The following is a 23,845-nucleotide window of genomic DNA, read 5'->3' as shown; positions in this document are numbered from 1 at the left end:
AATACGATATTTCTGCCTGTGTCGTGGGCTAGGAGAAGTGTATAAGAGAACGGTGATGGCCGATGCCCCTTACCGACCGTAATCAGCGCTCCTCTGCCTCAGCGACCTGTTTTCGGTCGTTCGCCGCCCGCTGCCGGGCGGCGAACGACCGAAAACAGGTCGCTGAGGCAGAGGAGCGCTGATTACGGTCGGTAAGGGGCATCGGCCATCACAGAGCCGAGATCAATGGATGCCTGGCGAGATCTCGCGCTTACTGTGATCCGGCGGAATGCGGATACTTGAACATTAACGAGCCTGCTCGAGCGGCAGATGCCTGTCCGTTGGTTGCTGGGTGAGTGTTTGCTCGGGTGGTCGTGGCAGTGGCGTGATCTGTTCGATCGGCTCTGGACTTTTGTCGCTGGCGGTGAGCGTCGTCGACGGCGCCTCCAGCCTCGCTGGCTGATACGCGTCTCTCATAGTCCCAGTTCAGGGGCCACCCGGAGCGTTGGTTTGTGATGCAGTTCACATTGACGTCGGGAACTGATGCGGCGTTAACTCGCCGAAATCTATGAAGGTTCTGTGACTTCTGTGGCTACGGGGTGGGGTCGTGGGGTTGAGGCGAGGGCATCGCCATGTTCAGATGCGAAGAGGTAGTTCGCGTCGGGTAGTCGGAGGGCTCTCGGCAGCGGCGACGCTGTTGTCGCTGCTGCCCGTCGTGTCGATCGCGAGCGTCGGCGACGCGGCGGCCGCGGTTCCCGCATCGGCGCTGATCGAGCAGTCGGCCTCGGAGCGCGCGGCGGTGACCGGCGAACCGGTGGAAGTACCGTCCGAGCGGACCGAGTACACGACGACCGTGGCGAACCCCGACGGCACCTTCACACTCACCCAGTCCACACAACCGCAGCGCGCACGGGCCGAGGACGGCACGTGGCAGGACATCGACGTCACTCTGGAAAAACGTTCCGACGGGACGGTCGGGCCCAAGGCCGCCGTGGTGGACATGGCCTTTTCGGGCGGCGGTGACGGAACGGATCAGGGCTGCTGCGCCTCGGGCGCGATGGCCAGGAGCTGAGGATGGGCTGGCCCACCTCCCTGCCCGTCCCCACGCTTGACGGTGCCACGGCGACGTACGCGAACGTGCCGGTCGACGGGGTGGATCTGCAGATGACGGCGACCGCCGAGGGCTACCGCGAGGTGCTCGTGGTGAGGTCCGCCGAAGCCGCTGACAGCGCCGAGCTGGAGCACATCAGCCTTACGGCATCAGGGACCGGCCTGAGTGTCGTGCCTGGCGAAGGTGGCGGGTTGCGGGCTGTCGACGCCGACGGGAACGCGGTGTTCCGGGGGCCTGCGGGGCAGATGTGGGACTCGGCGGGAGACGATGCGGCGGCCGGGCCGCAGACTCAACTCCTGTCCACGGCCGCCGTCGAGGAGGCTGAGACCGAGGCTGCCGCCGACGATCTCTCCCACCCCGGTGAGGGGGACGCCACGGCGGAGTTGCCGGTGACCGTGGGGGACGGCAGCGTGTCAGTGAAGCCGGATTTGGCGCTGCTCCGGGGCAAGGCGACCGTCTACCCGGTCTTCATCGACCCGCCCGTGGGACTGGGTGTCTCCGAGTGGACGAAGCTGTCGTCGGACGGGGACAAGTTCTGGAAGTTCACCGAGCCCAAGGGTGTGGGGCGGTGTGGTGTCGCGGACGGCTATGCCTGCGGCTCGGGCTACACGGACCGGATGTACTTCGAGTTCGGCCCCGGCAAGCTGGCCGGCAAGCACGTGTTGGACGCGACGTTCCGGGCGTATGAGACCTGGTCGTTCAACTGCACCCCGTACTGGGTGGACCTGGAGCGCACGGACAACATCTCGGAGGGCACCCGCTGGCCGGGCCCCAAGCAGCTCGACCAGATGGGCGACAAGTACGTCTCGGCGGGCCGCGGCGATCTGTGCAGTCCTGAACAGCCGAACTCGTGGGTCGAGTTCAACGACAACCCCGCTGAGGCGGATGAGAATCTCGCCTCCACTGTGCGGGCCTTCGCGGCGGGCAAGTTCCCCCGGCTGACGCTGATGCTGCGGGCCAAGGACGAGACCGAGCCGCGGGCCTGGAAGCGGTTCGACAACAACGCGGAACTCAAGGTCTGGTATGTGCACAAGCCGGGGGTGCCGACCACCGTGGGCGCGATCCCCGGGACCGGCAACAAGACAGGCCCGTGCCGGCCTTCGTCGGACCCGCTGACCGTGACGGTGCTTGCGCCGACGATTCACGCGAGGGTGCAGACCCTCGTTCAGCCGGGCGCGGACGAGACGACGCCGGCCCTGCAGGCCGAGTTCGCCATGCAGCGTTCCAGCACTGACACGACCAAGGGGACCTGGTCGCAGGTGTGGAGCGGGTACAGACCGGCCGAGGGGTGGGCGACGGACGGCGATCTTCTGTCGATCACCACGACGAACCGGGCGGACGGAGGTCTCTATCGATTCCGTGCTCGCACCCAGTCGCACTGGAGCTATGACGGCCGGTCCGGTGACCTGTTCTCGCCGTATTCCTCCTGGTGTTACCTGAGGATCGACTCGACCGCGCCCAAGGTGCCGACCATCGTGTCCGGGCAGCCGTACACCGAATGCACGGTCGACGACTGTGCTCCGAACGGAGCCCCGGGGGTGGCAGGCACCTTCACCTTCCGGCCGAACGCTTCCGACAACGATGTGAAGGCCTACCGCTGGCGGTTCCTGTCCACAGGCGCGAGTGCGACCAAGCAGGTCAATGCCGCAACGACAAACGCGCCCGTGACCCGGAAGGACGTCACACCCGGCCTGTCCGGCACGCAGACCTTGTCGGTGGAAGCCAGCGATCTCAAGCTGGACAAGGACGGGCGGGTGCGGTGGGGACCGCCGGCGGAGTTCGTCCTCAAGGTGGGGCTGCCGCCCGGTCCGACCGGCCGTTGGCGCTTCGACGACGGCACGCCGGAATCGAAGGTGGTGGATGCCCAGGACACCGGCGAGGTCGGAACACGCCACAAGGCCGTCCTGCGTGACACGGCCGGCACCGGATGGTCGACGATGGCACGCCGTGGCGCGGGTGACTACTCGCTCTGGTTGAACGACAGCACGGACCCGGCCAAGCAGACCGGCTACGCGTCGACCGACGGACCCGCCGTCAACACCCAGGACTCCTTCACCGTATCGGCGTGGACCTACCTGACGGACGCCTCCGCGAACAGAACGGTGCTGTCCGCGCCCGGCGACCGTGCATCGGCGTTCACTCTCTATTACTCGTCCACGTACAAGAAGTGGGTCTTCAACCGGACCGACCAGGACAAGGACAGCCCGGTCTACATCCGCTCGGTGGCCGACGAGGCCAATCCTCCGCTGCGCGTCTGGACTCACCTGGCCGCGGTCTTCGATGCGAAGAAGGACGCCGACAAGACCAATGACACGATCCAGCTGTACGTCAACGGAAAGCCGCAGGGCGATCCGGTCGTGCTGTCCGACGCCGCGTCGACGTACACGCCCTGGGCGGCGGACCGGAACCTGATGTTCGGAGTCTCGAAGGTCGGCGGTGCGTATGGCGACTACTTGCGCGGACGGGTGGACGAGGTCGCGGTGTGGCAGGAGGCACAGCAGCCTGAGCAGATCCGCGAGGAACACCAGCTGAAGACGGAAGATGTGCCGACCAATGAGCTGGTCGCACACTGGGACGCCACCATCTCGTCCGGTACGAAGGTCTCGGAGAGTCCGGAGGACCCGGACAACCCGGCCAGCACCTCGTTCCCGTACCAACGCGGCGGTCTGACCCTGGCCGGCGGCGCCCAGCTGACCGGCGAGGACGCCACGGCACTGGTGCTCAACGGCACCTCCGGTTACGCCTCGAAGGCGGGTCCGGTGATCGACGAGACCGGATCGTTCACGGTGTCCGCCCGCGTACGACTCGACAGGACGTCGCTGGACTCGAAGCCGGACGGCTACCGGGGCATGGTCGCGGCGCAAGCCACTGCGACGGGCAAGGAGTCCTCCTGGGCCCTGTGGGTGGAGAAGGTCGCGGACGGTGTCTTCCAGTGGAAGTTCGGCCGGACGGCCGTCGACTCCACGGGCAAGGTGGTCGACACGGGTCTGGCCCTCGCCCAGGAGCCGGTGGGCGACCACGAGTTCAACACCTGGGTCGATGTGACGGGTGTCTTCGACGCGACGCAGGCGTTCAGCGCCGGTGACGGGGCGCAGCGCTTCGGGGTCTCCCAGCTGTACATCGGGCAGTTTCCGCAGAACGACGACGAAGGCGGCCTTGAGGCCGGCCAACAGGGCTCGGGCGTTCTGTCGGTGGGCAACGGCTCGGCGGACGGTACGACCGGGCACTACCTACCGGGTGATCTCGCAAAGGTCCGCGTGTGGACCGGCGCGATGACGGCCGAACAGGTGGAAGGCCAGATCGCTGAACCGTCCACCTGACCGCCCAGGCCCTGTCCGGCACCCGCTCGCCTTCTTTGGTCACTGATTTCTACAGCGCGCGGCCGCTCCCGAGTGGAGCGGCCGCCGCGAGGAGACTTGTCATGAACCAGTTCGCCGCGAACTCGCCTGGAAGCGGGAACGCACCCACCAGACACATCTGGACGAGACGCTTCGCCTCACTGGTCGGTTTCACCATGTTGCCCGGCCTGCTGACACCGATCGTGTTCGCGGCGGAGGCCGACCCGCTCGGCAGGCCGGACCTGGAGGCGCCGAAGGCGACTGCGGTCTCCCCCTGGACGGTCAGGACGAACAAGAAGGTCGCGGCGCTCGCGGAGAAGACCGAGACCGCCAACCGGGCGGCGGCGAAGCGCGCCGGTCAGGACCGAGCACGGAAGGTCACCTGGCCCGACAGCGGCTCGGCGACGCTCACTCTCGCTCGACCCGGCAAGTCCAAGGGCGCCCCTGGGGCGTTGCCCGTCTCTCTCACCGAACCGAAGGCGACCAAGGGCAAGAAGCAGGCGGGTACCGCCGAATCGGTCAAGGTCGAGGTGCTCGACCAGAAGACCGTCAAGAAGCTCGGGATCAAGGGCGTGGTGCTCAAGGCCACCGGCCCTGAAACCGGTGGCCGGGCCCAACTCGGCATCGAATACAGGGCGTTCGCTTCCGCCTACGGCGGCGACTGGGCCGGTCGGCTGAATCTGCTGAAGTTCCCTGCATGCCTGCTCAGCGACAGCGGTACGGGCAAGTGCCGTGCGCCCGAGCCTCTGGCTTCGGTCAACGACCGTGCGAAGGAGAGCCTTTCGTCGACGCTGACCTTCAGGCCGGTCAAGCCAGTCAAGTCCGCCCTCGGAGCGAGTGGCGAGACGATGATCCTTGCCCTGGCCGCCGGTGCCCAGTCCGGCGGCGGTGACTACAAGGCGACGCCCCTGTCGTCCTCCTCGACTTGGGAGGCGGGCGGTTCGGCCGGCACGTTCACCTGGTCCTACCCGCTGCGCACACCGCCGGCCGCGGCCGGACCCGCTCCGGGGTTGTCGATCTCGTACGACTCCGGCGCCGTGGACGGCCGTACCGCCAACACGAACAACCAGAGCAGCCAGGTCGGTGAGGGTTTCGACCTGACCTCCTCCTACGTGGAGCGCAAGTACGGCTCCTGTGACGACGACGGGCAGGACGACAAGTTCGACCTGTGCTGGAAGTTCGAGAATGCCTCCCTGGTCCTGAACGGCAAGGCATCCGAACTCGTCAAGGACGACACCACCAAGCAGTGGCGCCTGAAGAACGACGACGCCTCCACGGTCACGCATTCCGTCGGTGCCGACAACGGCGACGACGGTGACGCGAAGACCGACACCTCGGCGGGGGACAAGGGCGAGTACTGGACGGTCGTCACGGGTGACGGCACCAAGTACGTCTTCGGCCTGAGCAAGCTCGACGGGGCGGGGACGAGCGACCGTACGGAGTCGGTCTGGACCGTCCCGGTCTTCGGCGACGACTCGGGTGAACCCGGCTACGGCAGTGGCAGCGGCCTGTCCGGCCGAGAGAAGAAGCAGGCCTGGCGGTGGAACCTCGACTACGTCGAGGACACCCACGGCAACGCGATGAGCTACTGGTACGAGGCCGAGCGCAACCACTACGACATGCTCGGCGACGACACCACCGGCACCGAGTACGTGCGCGGCGGCTACCTCAAGGAGATCCGCTACGGCCAGCGCAAGGGGGCCCTGTTCTCCGCCACCCCCGCGGCCTCGAACAAGGTCGTCCTCGACTACACCGAGCGCTGCATCGCCTCCGGCACCGGCTGTGACTCGCTGACGGAGGACACCCGGGACAACTGGCCCGACGTCCCGTTCGACGCCGTCTGCAAGAGCGACGACAAGTGCACGGGAAACACCGGCCCGTCGTTCTTCACGCGCAAGCGGCTGACCGGCGTCACCACGTACGCGTGGAACGCGGCGGCTACGACACCCGCGTACGCGGCCGTCGACGCCTGGGCGCTCCAGCACAGCTACCCCGACCCGGGCGACACCGGTGACTCCGCAGACCAGTCCCTCTGGCTGAAGGAGATCAAGCACACCGGCAAGCGTGGCACCGACCTCGCCCTGCCCCCGGTGACGTTCGAGCACACACTGCTCCCGAACCGTGTCGACGGTCAGAGCGACAACATCCTCTCCTTCGACAAGCCGCGCCTGAAGAAGATCACCTCTGAGGCGGGCGCCGAGACGATCGTGTCGTACATGGAGGCCGACTGCGTCCACGGGCAGACCATGCCGAAGGTCGACGAGAACACCAAGCGCTGCTACCCGGTGTACTGGTCCCCCAACGGGGAGAAGACCCCGATCCTCGACTGGTTCCAGAAGTACCCGGTCACCTCCGTGATCACCTCCGCCCCGGACGGCGGCACGGAGGCCGTCCAGCACACCTACCAGTACTCGACCCCCGCCTGGCACTACAACGAGGACCCGTTCGTCCCGGAGAAGGAACGCACATGGTCCCTCTGGCGCGGCTTCCAGCGCGTCACACACCTGACGGGTACCAGCGACACCGCCCAGCTGAAGGCGGTCACCGTCTACATGCAGGGCATGAACGGCGACCGTGTCCTCGGCACGGACGGCAAGACACCGCACCCCGACAACCGCAAGTCGGCCTCGGTGACGGGCATCGTCGCCGGCGCGGCCACGGACCACGACCAGTACGCCGGATCCGTACGTGAGTCCGTCACCTACAACGGTTCCGCCGAGGTCTCCGGAACCATCAACACCATGTGGTCGAAGAAGACCGCCGTCCAGCACAAGTCCTACGCCGACACCGAGGCGTACATGGTGCGGGTCGCCAACAAGACGGACCGCACCCGGGTGACGACCACCGGCACCGCCGTCAACCGGGCGCATCGGATCTCGTACACCTACGACGACTTCGGCATGGTCAGCGCGACTGAGGACGAGGGCGACGCGGCCGTCACCGGCGACGAGAAGTGCACCCGCACCTGGTACGCCCGCAACGCCGACAACGGCATCAACTCCCTTGTCTCCCGCAGCCGTACGGTCGCCAGAACGTGCGCCACAGCGGACTCCGCCCTCGACCTTCCGGCGGACGCCGCCCGCCCCGGCGACGTCATCTCCGACACCGCCACGGTCTACGACGACACCACCGCGACTTCCTGGTCGGCGGCACAGAAGCCGACGAAGGGCGAGGTGGTCTGGGCAGGCCGCGCCAAGTCCTACGGCAGCGACGACGCCCCCGCCTGGCAGAAGATCGCGACGACGACGTACGACGCGCTCGGCCGACCCCGCCTAATCAAGGACACCAACAACGCACTGGTCACGGACACGGCCTATGTCCCGACGGATTCCGGCCCGCTGACCTCCAGCAGCGTCACCAACATCAAGGGCCACAAGGCCACGACCGCCGTGTCGTTTGCGACCGGCGCGCCGCTCAAGGTGACCGACGCGAACAACAAGATCACCGAATCCGAGTACGACAGCCTCGGCCGCGTCACCAGCGTCTGGCTGCCCAACCGCTTCAAGGTCCTCAGCCAGACGCCGAACTACGTCTACGCCTACAACATCACCAACGCCGGCCTGTCCTGGGTGTCGACCGGCGCGCTGAAGGGTGACGGAACCGGCTACAACACGACGTACGAGTTCTACGACAACCTGCTGCGCACCCGTCAGGTCCAGACCCCGACCCCGGTCGGCGGCCGCCAGGTCTCTCTCACCCGGTACGACAGCCGAGGGCTGGCGGTCAGCGCACAAGGCGACATCTGGGACAACACCTCCGCTCCCTCCGGCACGCCGGTGCAGACGGAGGGCAGCCAGGCCCCGATCCAGACCGACACGACGTTCGACGGCGCCGGCCGCGCCACCAAGACGGTCACGAAGACCCACGGCGTGACTCGCTGGACCACGGAGTCCACGTACACCGGTGACACGGTCACCACGTCAGCCCCGCCCGGTGGCCAGGCCACCGCGGTGATCACCAACGCCCTCGGCCAGACGACCGAACGCCGTGAGTACGCGGGTCCGGCCCCGACGGGCACGGACTACACGACGACCGACTACACATACACCGACGCCGGACAGCAGGAGTCCATCACCGGCCCGGACAAGACGGTGTGGTCGTACACCTACGACCTGTTCGGCCGCCAGGTCACCGCGACCGATCCGGACAAGGGCACGGCGAAGTCGGTCTACGACAGCCTCGACCGGGTCGAGTCATCTTTTAACGTCGAGGAGGAGAACAAGAAACTCCTCTACGGGTACGACGAGCTGAATCGCAGGACCGGCCTGTGGCAGGGCACGAAGACGGACGCGAACAAGCTCGCGGCCTGGACCTTCGACACGCTGGCCAAGGGACAACTGGACACCGCGGTCCGCTACGACGGCGGTTCGGTCGCACCCGGCAAGGCGTACACGAAGAAGATCACGTCGTACGACCCCCTGTACCAGGTGAAGGAGAGCCAACTCCTGCTCCCCGAGAACGACGATCTCGTCGTGGCGGGCGTGCCCAAAACCCTGTCCTTCGCGACGGGTTACCGCCCGGACGGCACGATCAGCATCTCCTCGTCTCCCGCGGTGGGCGGGCTGGCCTCGGAAACGGTCGGGTACGAGTACAACGCGACAGGCCAGCAGATCGAGTCGACCGGCACGACCGGCTATCTGCAGGGCGCGGTGTTCTCCCCCCAGGGTGACCTTCGCCAGCTCACGGTGGGCAAGGACGGCACATCCTCGGCGAAGAAGGCTTACCTGAACTGGGACTACGAGTCAGGCACGCGCCGCCTGACCCGCTCCTACGTGACCGACGACGTGCATGGCTACATGCCGCAGGAACTGAAGTTCACGCAAGACGACGCGGGCAACGTCACGTCGATCTTCGACGCGTCCACGTCGGGCGGCACGACCAAGCCCGACTACCAGTGCTTCACGTACGACGGCCACCGCCGCCTGACGGAGTCCTGGACCCCGAAGACGGCGGACTGCGCGGCGTCGGGCCGTACGACATCGAACATCGACGGCGCCGCCCCGTACTGGACGTCATACACGTACACGGCAGCCGGCCAGCGCAAGACAGAGACCCGGCACACCGGCACGGGCGACAGCACGACGAGCTACACGTACGACGACACCAGCGCGGCCGGCGACAAGAAGCCCCACACCCTGGACAACACGACGGGCGCCAGGGCGGCCGTCTACGACTACGACGCGAACGGCAGCACCACATCCCGCCCTGGTCCGAAGTCCACCCAGTCCCTCCTCTGGAACGGCGAGGGCAAACTCGCCAAGACCACCGAGGGCACGGCGGAGACAAGCTATCTCTACGACGCCGACGGTGAGTTGCTGATCCGCCGAGCCAAGGGCGACGGCGACACGATCCTGTACCTGGGCGGCACGGAAGTCCGCCTGACGGTCAAGGGCACGGCCAAGACCCTCTCCGGCACGCGCTACTACTCGACCAACGGCCAGACGATCGCGGTCCGCACGGCCGTCGCCGGCACCACGGGCTCCACACTGAGCTTCCTCGCCTCCGACCACCACGGCACGTCCAGCCTCGCCCTCGACGCGACGACGTACGCGGTCACGAAGCGGTACACGTCACCGTTCGGAGCGTCGCGCGGTACGGCGACGGGCCCCTGGCCGGACGACAAGACCTTCCTGGGCAAGCCGACGGACGCGGGCACGGGGCTGACACACATCGGGGCACGCGAGTACGACCCGAAGACAGGCCAGTTCATCAGCGTGGACCCGATCATGGCGCTGGACCAGCACCAGTCTCTCAACGGCTACTCGTACGTCAGAAACAACCCCGCCTCGTCCTCCGACCCCACAGGACTCATGGACCCGGGTGGCGCCGACTGCGGCCTCACAGGAACCTGCAATGTTGGCAGCGAGCCCGAACACATCAAGAACAACCCCGACGGAGTCCTGCGCGGTGGCGGTGGGTCGACCAAGAAGAGTAGTGGTGGCACCGCGGCCACCAGCAGCACCGGAAGCACTGGACAAACCGCACAAAAGAGCTCGGGCTGTTGGCAGTTCTGGTGTCAACAGACGCCAGAATACGAGCTCAACATGGGCAACAGCGACGTGCAGATGACAGCGGAGCAGGAAGCCGCGAACGATGCGATCTGTGGAATTGTGCCGATAGTTGGCACTGCCTGCGATGTCCGGGATGCGAAGCGGGCAGCTGGCGAGGGTGATTGGGGTGGAGTTGCTCTCTCCTCGCTAGCGATTATTCCCTTCATGGACTGGGTTAAGGGCCCTCGAATGCTTGAAGCGGTTAAGACTGCAACCAAGCTTCGTAACTCTCCAGGGGCGGTCACGGGTGGCTACCGACTCCCTGTCGTCAGTGGTAAGTGGCTCAAGGGAAGCTCGGGAAATATGGGTAAAATTCCTGGACAAGTTGCCGACGCTCTACAGGGTAGAGAGTTTCAGACCTTCGATGACTTCAGGGAGGCGTTCTGGCGGGAAGTGTCGAATAATGCTTCCCTGGCTAAGCAGTTCAGCCCGGCAAATCAGGCTGTTATGGCTAATGGGCGGTCGCCTCGAGTTGTGAATTCGCAAAGGGTTGGGAAAGCGGACAGGTACGTCCTGCATCACGTCACTCCAATCCAGCATGGTGGGGGTGTCTACGATCTGGATAACTTGATTGTCGTTACTCCGCAGTATCATCGAGACGTGCTGGACCGCACATACCACACCGGGTGATGTTTCCTGAAGATCAGGGGAGCTGGGCTCAATGTCGATGTCGCGAGATGAGTTGATCCGTCTTGTCGAGGGGATCATGGCTGCAGAGGGTGCAACGGAGCGGGAGGAGGATGCGATGTTGCGCCTGCTGGAGCGCAACGTGTCGCACCCGCGGGTCAGTGACTTGATCTTCTATTCAGACCCACCGCTATCAGCGGCCCAAGTTGTAGACATCGCTAGTTCCTATCGGCCCTTCGCCCTCTGACCTGAGGAAACGCCATGGTGACAGTTCGGCGGGTATCCGCTTACTGTGTGTAACGGTCTGGACATTGTGGGGGTGTACGCCCGGGGAAATCGTCCCGCTGGATGCCCTCTGCCGCGTTCAGCGGATCTGCCGGTACTCGGAGGAAAGCAAGTGGGATCCGATCGAGCTCATGCGGTCGGAGTGGACGATTGCCGAGGCCCAGGGGAGTCGGAGGGTGGGCCGGAGTCGCTGTGAAGCCGTGTGAAGCGGGCTCGTACCAGCCGGGGCGTTATGTCGGTCTTCTTCGCTGGTTGGGCGGAGGGACTTGCCGCTCATGGGGTATGCCCGAGAGGGTTCCCGTTTCACAAGCCGTACAGCGTCTCCAAGTCCACCAACAGCACGTCACCGCGCTGCTTCGCAACCTCTCTCACGTCCGCATGGAAGCCGTACAGGGAGAAGAGCGCCAGAGTCACCCCGCTCGTGTCGTACCCCTGCTCCGAGAGCAAGTCCCGGATGCGTTCCAGGCGTTGGAGGTCGCTGACTCCCCGTCGGGCCGCCGTCGCCTTCGCTTCGCCGAGGAGGGCGATGCGGGCGCGCGGGGACTGGGGGCGTTCGCCGAGGGACAGGGCGATGACGTCGACCTCGTGTTTGGTGCGGGCCGCCGGGTCGGGGACCTCGGTTGTGCCGACGGGGCCCGGGAGGCCTCCAGGGAGGACTGTGTGGGCGTAGCGGCGCGTCCAGGTGCGGGCGAGTTCCTCGAAATGGGGGCCGAGGATCTTGGAGTTGAAGGTGGGAGTGGATGCCTTCCATGCCTCATCCGCGAAACCCTGTTCCACGGCTGATGCCTGGGGAAGTGTGATGAGTTGGTTGAAGCGGATCACCGGGTCCACCAGCGTGATGACCGGGTGGCGGGGGCGGAGGATGTCCTGCTCCCGGTGGATGTAGCCCGTCGACTCCAGGACGTCCAGCGGGTGTGCGATCGCGTTTCGTTGGCGGCCGAGGGCGGCGCCGATCTTGGTGGGAGTGGTCGCGCCCTGTGCGACGGCGGAGAGGAGGTCGTAGTAGAGGGTGTGCTGGGTGATGCGGGGGTCTTCGCGGAGGAGGTACTCGGTCTCCGTGCGTGAGTAGACCGCTCGGCCGGGATCCAGCATCGTGCGGGACACCCAGGAGTCGAAGCCGTCGTTCGGTGTCGGGTTGCCCGCGATGGGCTGGTAACCAGGGGCGCCGCCGAGAACGGAGTGGACGCGGAGTGCGGTGTGCAGGTCTTCGATCTGCCAGAAGCGGCGGCTCGCGCGGTAGTCGAAGGCGCCCAGGCGTAGGTCGATGACCGCGCGTCCGCGTAGTGGCTTCGTACCGGAGAGCAGTTCGTGCATGACGCTCATGGCTGATCCGCACAGGATGACGCGGGCGCCGATACCCTCACCGCGCTGATGATCGTCGTACAACTGCTGGAGGAATCCCGGTAGTTCAGGAGAATGCTGCAACAGGTACGGAAGCTCGTCGATGATCAGGAGTGGTACTGCTGAGCGACGGGCCGCGACGTTCATGGCGCTGTTGAGCACTGCCGGCCAGTCCGGCAGGCTCAGAGCGCCGGAGTGCAGTCCGGCGTGCGAGGCGATCACGTCGCTGAAGCGCTGCAGCGCCGGAATGCGGCCTTCCTCGCGGATGGCGGTGATGTAGAGGCCGTCGAGCGATTCCGACAGTGCCTGGAGGAGGTACGACTTGCCGTGGCGTCGTCGCCCGGACACGATGCCGAGCCGCATGGCCGGGGAGGGGTCGCCGATGAAGTCGGTCAGCAGCGCCCACTCCCGTTCGCGGTCGACCACATCTTGGGGCTTGTCCGGGATCGGTGGATGCTGAGTCGTACGTCGTCCCATGAGGCACTTCCGTAATCGATGCCGATCGAGTTTCGTCTAAGTCTATTTAGACGAAATCTGTCGCCATCGACTTCGACAGAACTCACTCCTTTGGGTGATCGCACAGCCGCCGCAGCACCACCCCGCACCGCCGTGCATAGGCGTGCTGCAAGCCACGGGTCGCCGCGCCGCCTGCTCGGGCGTACCACTTGGCGCCGCGGCTGAAGGCGGTGACCGTGAGCCAGACGGTGCCGTCGCCGGTGCGGTCGACTACGAAGGCCTCCTCGCCGCACTCCGGGTGGCCGGGGAGTGTGCCGTAGGCCCAGCCCTTGCGGCGGGGTTCGTCGACGGTCCAGACGATGCGGCAGGGGGCCTTGATGAGGCCGCCCAGGGTCACGGTCACGTCGACGCCCGGGGACGCCTCCGCCGCGTCCGTGCGTATGCCGACGCCCAGCGCGCGGTGCATCTCCCAGGTGTGGACGGCGTGCGCGGCGCGCTCGAACACGTCCGTGCCCTCGCCTATGCGGGAGCGGACGTGGAGGGGGCTGAAGTCGGGCGGGCAGTGGCCCTCGCGGGTCGCGCCGACGGCCTCGTAGGTGAAGGGGCCCTCGGGGAGCGGGCCGGTGGTTTCGGGCATGGCGCACAGACTAGGGCGGCACCCGGAGTCGCCTTCTCTCCGGGTACCGCCCCGAGCGACCTGGGAATCAGGCCGCGCTGTCACGCCGTGTCACGCCGTGACGTTGACCGCCGCCCACGCCGCGTTCACCGCCGCGTACTCCGCGCTGCTCGCGCCGTAGAGCGAGGACGCCGCGTTCAGGGTCGCCGTGCGGGCGCCCTTGTAGTTGGTCGTCGACGTCATGTACGTCGTCAGGGCCTTGTACCAGATCTGGACGGCCTTGGCGCGGCCGATGCCGGTGAGCGTGGAGCCGTTGGAGGTCGGGGAGTTGTACGAGACACCGTTGATCGTCTTCGCGCCGCTGCCCTCGGCCAGCAGGAAGAAGAAGTGGTTCGCCGGGCCCGACGAGTAGTGGACGTCCATGCTGCCGAGCGACGACGACCAGTAGTTCGCCGACGAGCCGTCCTTGCTCGGCTGGTCCATGTAGCGCAGCGGGGTGCCGTTGCCGCGGATGTCGACCTTCTCGCCGATGAGGTAGTCGCCCGGGTCCTTGGAGTTGGCGGCGTAGAACTCGACCGCCGTGCCGAGGATGTCCGAGGTGGCCTCGTTCAGGCCGCCGGACTCGCCCGAGTAGTTGAGACCCGCGGTGTTCGAGGTGAGGCCGTGGGTCATCTCGTGGCCCGCCACGTCCAGCGAGGTGAGCGGCTTGGTGTTGCCCGCGCCGTCGCCGTACGTCATGCAGAAGCAGCTGTCGGACCAGAAGGCGTTGACGTACGCGTTGCCGTAGTGGACCCGGGAGTACGCGGCGACGCCGTTGTTCTTGATGCCGTTGCGGCCGAGGACGTTCTTGTAGAAGTCCCAGGTGACCTGGGCGCCGTAGTGGGCGTCCACGGCGGCGTTCTGGTCGGTGGAGGAGCTGGAGGCGGTGCCGGTGCCCCAGACGTCGTCCGCGTCGGTGAAGAGCGTGCCGGCCGAGGAGGACGTGGCGCGGGCCTTGTTGTAGGTCTTGTGGGCGCCGCGCGAGGCGTCGTTCAGCTGGTACGTCGAGCCGGACCGGGAGGTGCCGATGGTGACCTGGCCGTTGTACTGGCTGTTGCCGCTGCCGGTCTGGACGGCCTCCCACTCGTACAGCTTCTTGCCGGTCTCCGCGTCGGTGACGACGTGCAGCTCCTGCGGGGTGCCGTCGTGCTGGAAGCCGCCGACGACCGTCTCGTAGGCGAGGGCGGGCTTGCCGCTCGCGGCCCAGACGACCTTGCGCGGGGCCTTGTCGGCCGCGGTCTTGGTGGAGCCCTCGGCCTTGGCGGCCTTCAGCGCCTGCTTCTCTGCGGTGGCCTTGGTGACGTCCGCGGTCAGGTCGGCGACCTTGACGGAGGCGGTGGTCGCCTTGGTGACGCTCTTGATGGCGCCGGCCTCGGACTCGTGGACGACGAGGTCGCCGCCGAGGACCGGGAGGCCGCCGTAGGTGCGCTCGTAGCGCGTGTGGACCGTGCCGTCCGCGTCCTTGAGGACGTCACGGACGACCAGTTCCTCCTTGGCGCCCAGACCTATCTCGTCGGCGGTCTCGGCCGTGGCCGCGTCCGCCTCCTTGATCAGGGCGGTGCGCGCGGAGGGGGTCAGCAGGACGGGGGCTCCGGCCGGCTCGGCCTTGTCCGCGACCGGCGCGGGCTGGGCGGTGGCACCGGAGGTCAGGCCGGTGGTGAGCAGCGCGCCGGCGGCGACGGCGGTCGCGATGGCGAGCGTGGTGCGCTGGTGACGCGCGTAGAGAGGACGTCGGGGAGTCACACGAGCTCCTTATGTGGGGGAGTTGCTGCGGTGCTGGTGCGGCGGGTGGAGGAAGAGTGACACCTGAGTCGTGTTCATGTCAGGAGGGCGTGATGATGTTGGCCGAAAGTCAACTGTCCGGTGAACATTGCGGGAACGTGAACGGGCGCCGCCCCGGCGGGAATGGACCCACCGGGGCGGCGCCGTTCAGGGACGGGAGGCGCGTGCGCGAGGGTGTGCCGCGCGGGCGCCCGAGCCGGCCTACGGGAACGCCAGCTTCCAGCTGTTGATGTACCCGGTGTCCCGCGCCGCGTTGTCCTGGACCCTCAACTGCCATACACCGTTGGCGACTTCGGAGGACGCGTTCACGGTGTACGTGGTGTTGATGTTGTCCGCGCTGCCGCCGGTGCCGTACGCCTTCAGCGTGTACGCCGTGCCGTCGGGAGCGACCAGCTGGACCTGGAGGTCACCGATGTAGGTGTGGACGACGTCCACGGCGACCGCCAGGTTCGAGGGTGCGTTTCCGGCCCGGCCGGAGACCGTGATCGGCGAGGTGACCGCCGCGCCGTTGTCCGGAATCGATACGTCGGTCGTGGACTCGAACGACGTACCGCCGCCCCCGCCTCCGCCGGGCCGGGTGCCCACGTTCACGCCCGCCCAGGCGTTGGCCACCGCCGTGTACTCGGCGGACGTGGTGCCGTACAGCTCACCGGCCGCCGCCAGGGTGCCGGTGCGGGCGCCCGCGTAGTTGGTGGTCGAGGTGAACTTGGTGGTCAGCGCGCGGAACCAGATCTTCTCCGCCTTGTCCCGGCCGATCCCGGTCACCGGCAGGTTGTCCGAGGTGGGCGAGTTGTAGCTGACGCCGTTGATCGTCTTGGCGCCGCTGCCCTCGGAGAGCAGGTAGAAGAAGTGGTTCGCGGGGCCCGAGGAGTAGTGCACGTCGATCGAGCCGATGCCCGAGTACCAGGCGTCCTTGGACGAGCCGTCCTTGCTCGGCCGGTCCATGTAGCGCAACGGCGTACCGTCGCCGTTGATGTTGATCTCCTCGCCGATGAGGTAGTCACCGACGTCGGAGGAGTTCGCCGCGAAGAACTCGACCGTCGCGCCGAAGATGTCCGAGGTGGCCTCGTTCAGGCCCCCGGACTCGCCGCTGTAGTTCAGACCGGCCGTGTTGGACGTGAGGCCGTGGGTCATCTCGTGTGCGGCCACGTCGATCGACGTGAGCGGGTTGGCGTTCCCGGAGCCGTCGCCGTACGTCATGCAGAAGCAGGAGTCGGACCAGAACGCGTTGACGTAGTTGTTGCCGTAGTGCACGCGCGAGTAGGCGCCGACGCCGTCACCGCGGATGCCGCTGCGGCCGTGCACGTTCTTGTAGTAGTCCCAGGTCAGCGCCGCGCCGTAGTGGGCGTCGGCGCCGGCCGACTCCAGGTTCGACGGGGTGCCGTTGCCCCACACGTCGTCGGGGCCGGAGAACAGGGTGCCGGTGCCGGAGGTGCCGCGGTTCAGGTTGTACGTCTTGTGGTTGCCGCGGGCGCCGTCGGTGAGGTTGAACGTCGAACCCGACTGTGTGGTGCCGAGGGTGACCTGGCCGCTGTACACCGTGTTGCCGGTGCCGGTCTCGATCGCCTCCCACTCGTACAGCTTGGCGCCGCTGGTGGCGTCCGTGATGACGTGCAGCTCCTGCGGGGTGCCGTCGTGCTGGAAGCCCCCGACGACCGTCTCGTAGGCGAGGACCGGCTTGCCGCTCGCGGCCCAGACCACCTTGCGGGGCGCGCGGTTGATGTCCGGGCTCTTGGCGTCCTCGGCCTTCGCGGCGCCGAGCGCCTGCTTCTCGGCCTTGCCCTTGCTGACGGTCGGCGTCAGCGACGGGACGGCGATCTTCGCCTTGGTGGCCTTGACGATGCCCTCGGTCGCGCCCGCCTTCGAGGTCTCGACGACCAGGTCGCCGCCGAGGACCGGGAGGCCGTCGTACGTCCGCTCGTACCGTGTGTGGACGGTGCCGTCGCGGTCCTTGACCACGTCTCGGACGACGAGCTTCTCCTTGGCGCCGAGGTTCAGTTCCCCGGCCGTCTCCGCCTTAGTCGCGTTGGCCTCGCGTATCAGCTCGGCCCGCTGGGCGGGGGTGAGCTTGACCGAGTCCGTGCCGGTGGCCTTGCCCGCTGCCGACGGTGCCTTCTCCGGGGCGGCGGTGGCGGCGCCCGACTGGACGGCCGCGGCCAACAGGGCGGTGACGGCGACGAGCGCGCCGGCGGCCGCGCGCCGACGGGCGGTGCGGCCGAAGGTGTTTCCGGTGTGGGAGGTGCGTCTGTGGGACTGGCGTCTCAACACTGACTCCTTCTGCGTGGCCGCGGTTCGCACGGCCAGGGGAGACCGGACGACTGGTGGCCGTCCGGGCAGAACAAGGTGTGCACTGACGAACGCGATAACCACATGCGTGGGGGGTGCCGCGCGGCACGTGAGAGCGCTACTTGTGAGGTTGCTGTGCCGCGGTTGTGGGCAGCGTGGCAGGAGATTGCGCTTCCTGTCAGGAGCGCGTCAATAAGTTGGCCGGAAATGGTCCGTTGCCCGGTTGATCGTGTTCGATATACGGAGCGTTCACCTGGCGGGGCCGCGCACTCCGTCCCACCCGATCCGTACCGGCGCCTCCGGGGTGTCCGTGGTTCTCTCGTCGCCGTGCCAGCGGCGCCACAGCGCCGCGTACGCGCCCTCCGCCGCCACCAGGTCCTCGTGGGTGCCGAGTTCGGTGAGCCGGCCGTCCTCCATCACCGCCACGCGGTCCGCGTCGTGGGCGGTGTGGAGGCGGTGGGCGATGGCGATGACCGTGCGGCCGTGGAGGACGGCGGCGAGGGCGCGTTCGGTGTGGCGGGCGGTGGTGGGGTCGAGCAGGGCGGTCGCCTCGTCGAGGATGAGGGTGTGCGGGTCGGCCAGGACCACCCGGGCGAGGGCGAGTTGCTGGGCCTGGGGGCCGTCCGTTCCGCGCCCGCCCTCGCCGAGGCGGGTGTCGAGGCCGTCGGGGAGGTCGCGGACCCAGCCGTCCGCGCCCACCGCCGCCAGTGCCGCCCACAACTCCTCGTCCGTGGCCGCCGGTTCGGCGATGAGGAGGTTGTCGCGGACCGTGCCCAGGAAGACATGGTGCTCCTGGGTGACCAGGACCACCTGGCGACGCAGCCGCTCCGGGCCGAGGGCGACGACGGGCACACCGCCGACCGTCACCGTCCCGGCGGTCGGCGCGTCGATGCCGGCCAGCAGGCGGCTCAGCGTCGTCTTCCCGGCGCCGGACGGGCCCACCACCGCGAGCCGTTCGCCCGGGCGGACCGTCAGGTCCACGCCGCGCAGCACCTCGCCGCCGCGCTCGTACGCGTACCGCACCCCCCGTACGTCGATACGGTCGTCCGCGGGCTCCGGGGTCTCGGCGGAGCCGGTGCGCGGCGCCCCGGCCAGACCCTCCACCCGGGCGAACGACGCGCCGCTGCTCTGCAGCAGTTCCACCCGCATCAGGATCTCGTCGAGCGGGCCGGTCAACTGCTGCAGATACAGGGCCGCCGACACCACCACGCCCAGAGTGACCGAGCCACGTGCGAGCAGCACGCCGCCGAGGAGGAGGACGAGCACCTGGGGCACGAAGTACGAGACCTCGACCCCGGGGAAGAACACCGTGCGCAGGAACAGGGTGTGGAAGCGGCGGCGCCGGGACTCCTCCAGGGCGTCCCGGCTCGCGGTGATCCGCCGGTGCTCCAGCCGCAGCGCCTCGACCGTACGGGCCCCCGACGCGGTCGCCGCGACGATCTCCGCGACCTCCGAACCGGCCGCGCCCTCCGCGAGGTAGCCGGTGCGCGCCCGGCGCAGGTACCAGCGCAGCACCACCCCGATACCGCTCAGCCCGACCAGCGCGCACGCCCCGAGCAGCGGGTCCAGCGCGAATACCGCGCCGATCAGGAACAGCGCCTGCACCGAGCTGATCAGCAGCTCGGGGCCCACGTCACGCAGGGTCTTGCCCACCGCGTCCACGTCGGCCGTGCCGCGCGCCGTCAGATCGCCGGTCCCCGCCCGCTCCACGACCGACGCCGGCAGCGCGAGGGTCCGGTCCACGAACTCCTCACGCACGCGTGCCAGTGTCCGCTCCCCGAACCGGTGTCCCACGTACCGGGCCCAGCGCGCCAGCAGCAACTGCGCCACCGCGCACAGCAGGATCGCCGCCGCGAGCCGGTCCACGACGCCGACGCCGGCCCCGCCGCGCACCTCGTCGATGATCCGCCCCACCAGCCACGGTCCGGCGAGCCCCGTCGCGGCCGCCGCCCCGTTCAGCCCCAGCACGGCCAGGAAGGCCCGCCCGTCCGCCCGCACCAGCCGCACGGTCGCCCGCCGCACGGCCCGCGCGTCGGCGATGGGCAGCCGCCCGGAGGGGTGGGGGTCGGGTTCGACCGTGGCCGATGTCTTGGTCGTTCCTGTCGTGGCCGCCGCCGTCACCCTACGACCTCCGCGTTCGTACGCCCTGTCCTGTCCGTGCCGTCCGGGTTCCCCGTGCCGCCCAGGTCCTCCGCGTCGCCCGGGTTCTCCCTGCCGTCCGGGTTCTCCGCGTCGCCCGGGTCCTCCGGGCGGTCCTGGCGGCTCACCTCCTCCGTGTCTCCCGCGTCCCGAGCCACCAGGCTCCGGTACCCCTGCTCGGTGGCGAGGAGTTCGTGGTGGGTGCCGGTGGCCGCGACCTTGCCGTCGACCAGGTGGAGGACGATGTCGGCGTGGTCGAGGACGAGGGGTGACGTCGTCGTGACGAGGGTCGTGCGGCCCGCGCGGGCGGCCCGCAGCCGGCCGGCGACCCGGGCCTCGGTGTGCGCGTCGAGCGCCGAGGTCGGCTCGACGGCGAGCAGCACCTCGGGGTCGGCCACCAGAGCCCGCGCCAGCCGTACCCGCTGCCGCTGACCGCCGGAGAGATTGCGGCCCTGCGCGTCGACGGCCGAGTCGAGGCCGTCCGCGAGGCCCTGCACGATGTCCTCGGCCACCGCCGCCCGCAGCGCCCGCCCGGCCGTCTCGTCGTCGACGTCCCCGTGGCCGCCGAGCAGGTCGCGCAACCGACCCGCGAACAGGTCGGCCTCGTGGTCGGCGACCAGGATCCGCGCCCGGACCTGCGCCAACGGGATCGCGTCCAGCGGGATCCCGCCCCAGGTCACCGCGGTCGGCGCGTACCGGCCGAGCCGGTCCACCACTGCCGTCGCGTCGGCCGGCCGGTCGGCGGCCAGCGCGACCAGCCGGCCGGGCGGCACCCGCACCCCCGACTCGGGGTCGTGCAGCGTCGAGGGCTCGGCGGGCGCGTCCGTCGTGCCGTGGTCCGGCAGCGGCTCCAGGTTCAGGAACCGGATGACGCGCCGCGCGGCCACCAGCCCGCGGCTCACCTCGTACCCCCAGTCGACGAAGTACGACATCGGCCGCACCAGCACGGTGACGTACCCGTACACCGACACCAACTCGCCCACGGTGATGGCCCCCTGCGCGGCGAGCCGGGCGGCCAGCCAGGTCACCACCGCGAGGAACAGCGTCGGCAGCCCCACCCCGAGCGCCTGCATCCAGCTGGTCACCGCCCCCACCCGGTACCCCTGCGCCCGCAGCCGCTGCGAGTCGCGGTGGAACGCGTCGGCGACCAGCCCCTTGCCGCCCAGCCCGTTCAGGACCCGCAGCCCGCCCGCGAGGTCGGCGATCCGTGAGGTCAGCACGCCCTGCCGCTCCCGGTACTCCGTCTCCGTGCCCTGCAGCCGCCGCATCAACGGCCCCACGATCACCGCGATCATCGGCATCCCGAGCAGCACGACCGCCGCGATGGGGAGGGAGACCGACACGAGCAGTCCGGCGACCACCACGTAGGCGGCGAGCGCCCCCACCCCCGGCCCGATGACCGTCAGCGAGCCGGCGATCGTCTGGACGTCCCCCACGCCGATCGTGACGACCTCCCCGGCACCGACGCGGCGCCGCAGCTCCGCCCCCAGCCGGACGGCGTGCGCCATCACGACCTTCACCGTGCGGAAGTTGGCGTCCATCCGGACCCGCGTCATCGTGCGGTGCCGCATGATGCTCAGCCAGGCGTTGAAGGCGCCGACGCCGAAGAGGGCGGCCGTCCAGCCGGCCAGGGCCCGCTGGTCGCCGGGTTCCAGGCCCTCGTCGATCGCGCGGGAGAGCAGGTACGGGGTGGCGGCCAGCAGCACCATCCACACGCACGAGATGAGGGAGCCGAGGGCGGAGCGGCCGGCCTGCTGCTTGACCAGCCACCACAGGTAGCGGCCGCCGCCGCGGCGGTCGGGGGTGCCGGGGTCCTCGTACGCGTTGATCATTGGCCCCCGGTTTCTGTGTGGACTTGGACGAGGAGAGCGGGTGGGTGTGCGATGTCGGGTGCGGGTGCGGGTGCGGGTGCGGGTGCGGGTGCGGGTGCGGGTCGGCGGGGCTTCTCGCGCAGTTCCCCGCGCCCCTTTCGGGGCACGGGTCGTCACGCCAGGCTGTCCCGCCAGGCCCGGTGCAGGTCCGCGAAGCGGCCCGTGCCCGCGATCAGGTCCGCCGGGGTGCCGTCCTCCACGATCCGGCCGTGTTCCATCACCAGGACCCGGTCGGCGATCTCGACCGTGGAGAGGCGGTGCGCGATCACCACGGCCGTGCGCCCGCGCAGCACCGTCGCCATCGCGCGCTGCACCGCCCGTTCGCCCGGGATGTCGAGGGAACTCGTCGCCTCGTCCAGGATGAGGACGGCCGGGTCGGCCAGCAACGCCCGCGCGAACGCCACGAGTTGACGCTGACCGGCGGAGATACGGCCACCCCGCTTGCGTACGTCGGTGTCGTAGCCGTCGGGCAGCGCGGTGATGAAGTCATGGGCGCCGATGGCCTTCGCGGCGCGCTCGATCTCCTCGCGGCCGGCGTCGGGGCGGCCGATGGCGATGTTCTCGGCGACCGTGCCGGAGAACAGGAACGACTCCTGGGTCACCATGATCACCCCGCGCCGCAGCTCGGGCACCGAGAGGTCACGCAGATCGACACCGTCCAGCAGGACCCGCCCGGAGGAGGGGTCGTAGAAGCGGGCCACCAGCTTGGCGAGGGTCGACTTCCCCGCGCCGGTGGAGCCGACCACCGCCACCGTGCTGCCCGCCGCGAGGCTGAGGTCGAACCGGGGCAGGACCTCACCGCCGGTGCGGTACGCGAACCGCACGTCGTCGAACACGACCTCGCGGCCCGGCAGTTCACGGTCGGTGACTGGCAGCTCCTTCGGCTCGGCGGGCTCCGGGACCGACGGGGCCTGGGCCAGCAGGCCGGCGATCTTCTCCAGCGAGGCCGCCGCCGACTGGTACGAGTTGAGGAACATGCCGAGCCGGTCGATCGGGTCGTACAGCCGCCGCAGATACAGCACCGCGGCCGCCAGCACACCCAGCGCCAGCGTCTGTGACGCCACCCGGTACGCGCCCCAGAGCACGATCGCCGCGACCGTGATGTTGGCGACGACCCGGGAGCAGACCACATAGCGGGCCATCTCCAGGATCGCGTCGCCGTTCTTGCGCTCGTGGTGCCGGTTCAGGGCGCTGAACTCGGCGTCGTTGGCGGCCTCCCGGCGGAACGCCCGCACCGGACGGATCCCGTTCATCGTCTCCGCGAACTTCACGATCACCGCGGCGATCGCGCTGGACCGGGCCGTGTAGACGCTCGCCGCGCGCCGCCGGTACATCCGCACGAACCCGTACAACGGCACGAACGACGCCACCGCCGCCGCGCCCAGCCCGAGGTCCAGCCAGAGCAGCATCGCCGAGATGTAGACGAAGGCGAGGATCACGCCGATGAGTTCCTGGAGCCCCTCGTTGAGCAGTTCGCGCAGCGACTCGACGTCGGTGGTGGACCGGGAGATCAGCCGGCCCGAGGTGTACCGCTCGTGGAAGTCGACGCTCAGTGCCTGCGCGTGCCGGAAGATCCGGCCGCGCAGATCCAGCAGCACGTCCTGGTTCACCCGCGCGGACGCCCCGATGAACAGGTACTGCAGCCCGCCGGCCGTCAGCGCGCACGCCAGATAGCCGACCGCCACCGCGATCAGCGGCCCGTGCCGACCGTCCCGCAGTGCCGGTACGGCGCTGTCGATGGCGTACGCCACCAGCAGCGGGCCCGCCTGCACCGCGGCCTGCTGGAGCAGGAGCAGCACGCTCGCCACGACCACCCGGGCGCGCATCGGCGCCAGCAGGGAGCGCAGCAGCGCGAGGGTGGCGCCCGGGGGAGTGGGGAGGTCGTCGTGGTCGAACGGGTCGTCGGCCGGGGCCTGGCGCGCGGG

The 23,845-nt window shown here is 68.8% G+C and carries 11 protein-coding genes; 4 read left to right on the top strand and 7 right to left on the bottom strand.

The features are described 5' to 3' along the window. Positions 1 to 676: 676 nt before the first annotated feature. From P1P70_RS17040 to P1P70_RS17025, 4 genes are all read left to right on the top strand, one after another. Positions 677 to 1,051 (top strand): hypothetical protein, encoded by a 375-nt coding sequence (locus P1P70_RS17040; protein WP_319238133.1) that lies wholly within the window; start codon positions 677 to 679, stop codon positions 1,049 to 1,051. Between the two features lie 2 nt (positions 1,052 to 1,053). After that, the gene (locus P1P70_RS17035; RefSeq protein ID WP_319238130.1) at positions 1,054 to 4,410 is read left to right on the top strand and encodes a LamG domain-containing protein; all 3,357 of its coding nucleotides are present in this window, start codon (positions 1,054 to 1,056) and stop codon (positions 4,408 to 4,410) included. Between the two features lie 101 nt (positions 4,411 to 4,511). Beyond that, positions 4,512 to 11,108 carry an RHS repeat-associated core domain-containing protein gene (locus P1P70_RS17030; protein WP_319238128.1) on the top strand — a complete coding sequence of 2,199 codons (6,597 nt, stop codon included), beginning with the start codon at positions 4,512 to 4,514 and terminating at the stop codon, positions 11,106 to 11,108. A gap of 31 nt (positions 11,109 to 11,139) precedes the next feature. Next, on the top strand, positions 11,140 to 11,352 hold the full coding sequence (locus tag P1P70_RS17025; protein WP_319238126.1) for a bacteriocin immunity protein: 213 nt from the start codon (positions 11,140 to 11,142) through the stop codon (positions 11,350 to 11,352). A 341-nt stretch (positions 11,353 to 11,693) separates the two neighbouring features. Here the strand turns inward: P1P70_RS17025 and P1P70_RS17020 are convergent, their stop codons facing one another. From P1P70_RS17020 to P1P70_RS16990, 7 genes are all read right to left on the bottom strand, one after another. Continuing rightward, positions 11,694 to 13,208, bottom strand: coding sequence for an ATP-binding protein (locus tag P1P70_RS17020; RefSeq protein ID WP_319238123.1), 1,515 nt, complete (start codon positions 13,206 to 13,208; stop codon positions 11,694 to 11,696). 82 nt (positions 13,209 to 13,290) lie between these two features. After that, positions 13,291 to 13,824 (bottom strand): DUF1990 domain-containing protein, encoded by a 534-nt coding sequence (locus P1P70_RS17015; protein ID WP_319238121.1) that lies wholly within the window; start codon positions 13,822 to 13,824, stop codon positions 13,291 to 13,293. 90 nt (positions 13,825 to 13,914) lie between these two features. Further along, on the bottom strand, positions 13,915 to 15,585 hold the full coding sequence (locus tag P1P70_RS17010) for a M4 family metallopeptidase (RefSeq protein ID WP_319238118.1): 1,671 nt from the start codon (positions 15,583 to 15,585) through the stop codon (positions 13,915 to 13,917). 240 nt (positions 15,586 to 15,825) lie between these two features. Continuing rightward, a complete protein-coding gene (locus P1P70_RS17005; protein WP_319238117.1) occupies positions 15,826 to 17,892 on the bottom strand; it encodes a M4 family metallopeptidase in 2,067 nt (688 codons plus the stop codon). A gap of 267 nt (positions 17,893 to 18,159) precedes the next feature. Next, positions 18,160 to 19,950 carry an ABC transporter ATP-binding protein gene (locus P1P70_RS17000; RefSeq protein ID WP_319238135.1) on the bottom strand — a complete coding sequence of 597 codons (1,791 nt, stop codon included), beginning with the start codon at positions 19,948 to 19,950 and terminating at the stop codon, positions 18,160 to 18,162. Positions 19,951 to 20,027: 77 nt separating this feature from the next. Next, entirely contained in the window at positions 20,028 to 21,881 is a 1,854-nt protein-coding gene (locus P1P70_RS16995) for an ABC transporter ATP-binding protein (RefSeq protein WP_319238116.1), read from the bottom strand. A gap of 152 nt (positions 21,882 to 22,033) precedes the next feature. Beyond that, on the bottom strand, positions 22,034 to 23,845 hold a 1,812-nt coding region (locus P1P70_RS16990; RefSeq protein ID WP_319238115.1), incomplete at its 5' end, for an ABC transporter ATP-binding protein.

This window comes from Streptomyces sp. MB09-02B (assembly GCF_033794485.1).
Classification (GTDB): Bacteria; Actinomycetota; Actinomycetes; order Streptomycetales; family Streptomycetaceae; genus Streptomyces.
Note: the sequence above shows the minus strand (reverse complement) of the source record. Positions and strands in the feature narration are given on the sequence as shown.

Bases quoted from the DNA above. Each gene is read 5' to 3' on its own strand.
- P1P70_RS17035 (WP_319238130.1), top strand. From the start codon at position 1,054: ATGGGCTGGCCCACCTCCCTGCCCGTCCCCACGCTTGACGGTGCCACG.
- P1P70_RS17030 (WP_319238128.1), top strand. From the start codon at position 4,512: ATGAACCAGTTCGCCGCGAACTCGCCTGGAAGCGGGAACGCACCCACC.
- P1P70_RS17025 (WP_319238126.1), top strand. From the start codon at position 11,140: ATGTCGATGTCGCGAGATGAGTTGATCCGTCTTGTCGAGGGGATCATG.
- P1P70_RS17020 (WP_319238123.1), bottom strand. From the start codon at position 13,208: ATGGGACGACGTACGACTCAGCATCCACCGATCCCGGACAAGCCCCAA.
- P1P70_RS17015 (WP_319238121.1), bottom strand. From the start codon at position 13,824: ATGCCCGAAACCACCGGCCCGCTCCCCGAGGGCCCCTTCACCTACGAG.
- P1P70_RS16995 (WP_319238116.1), bottom strand. From the start codon at position 21,881: ATGATCAACGCGTACGAGGACCCCGGCACCCCCGACCGCCGCGGCGGC.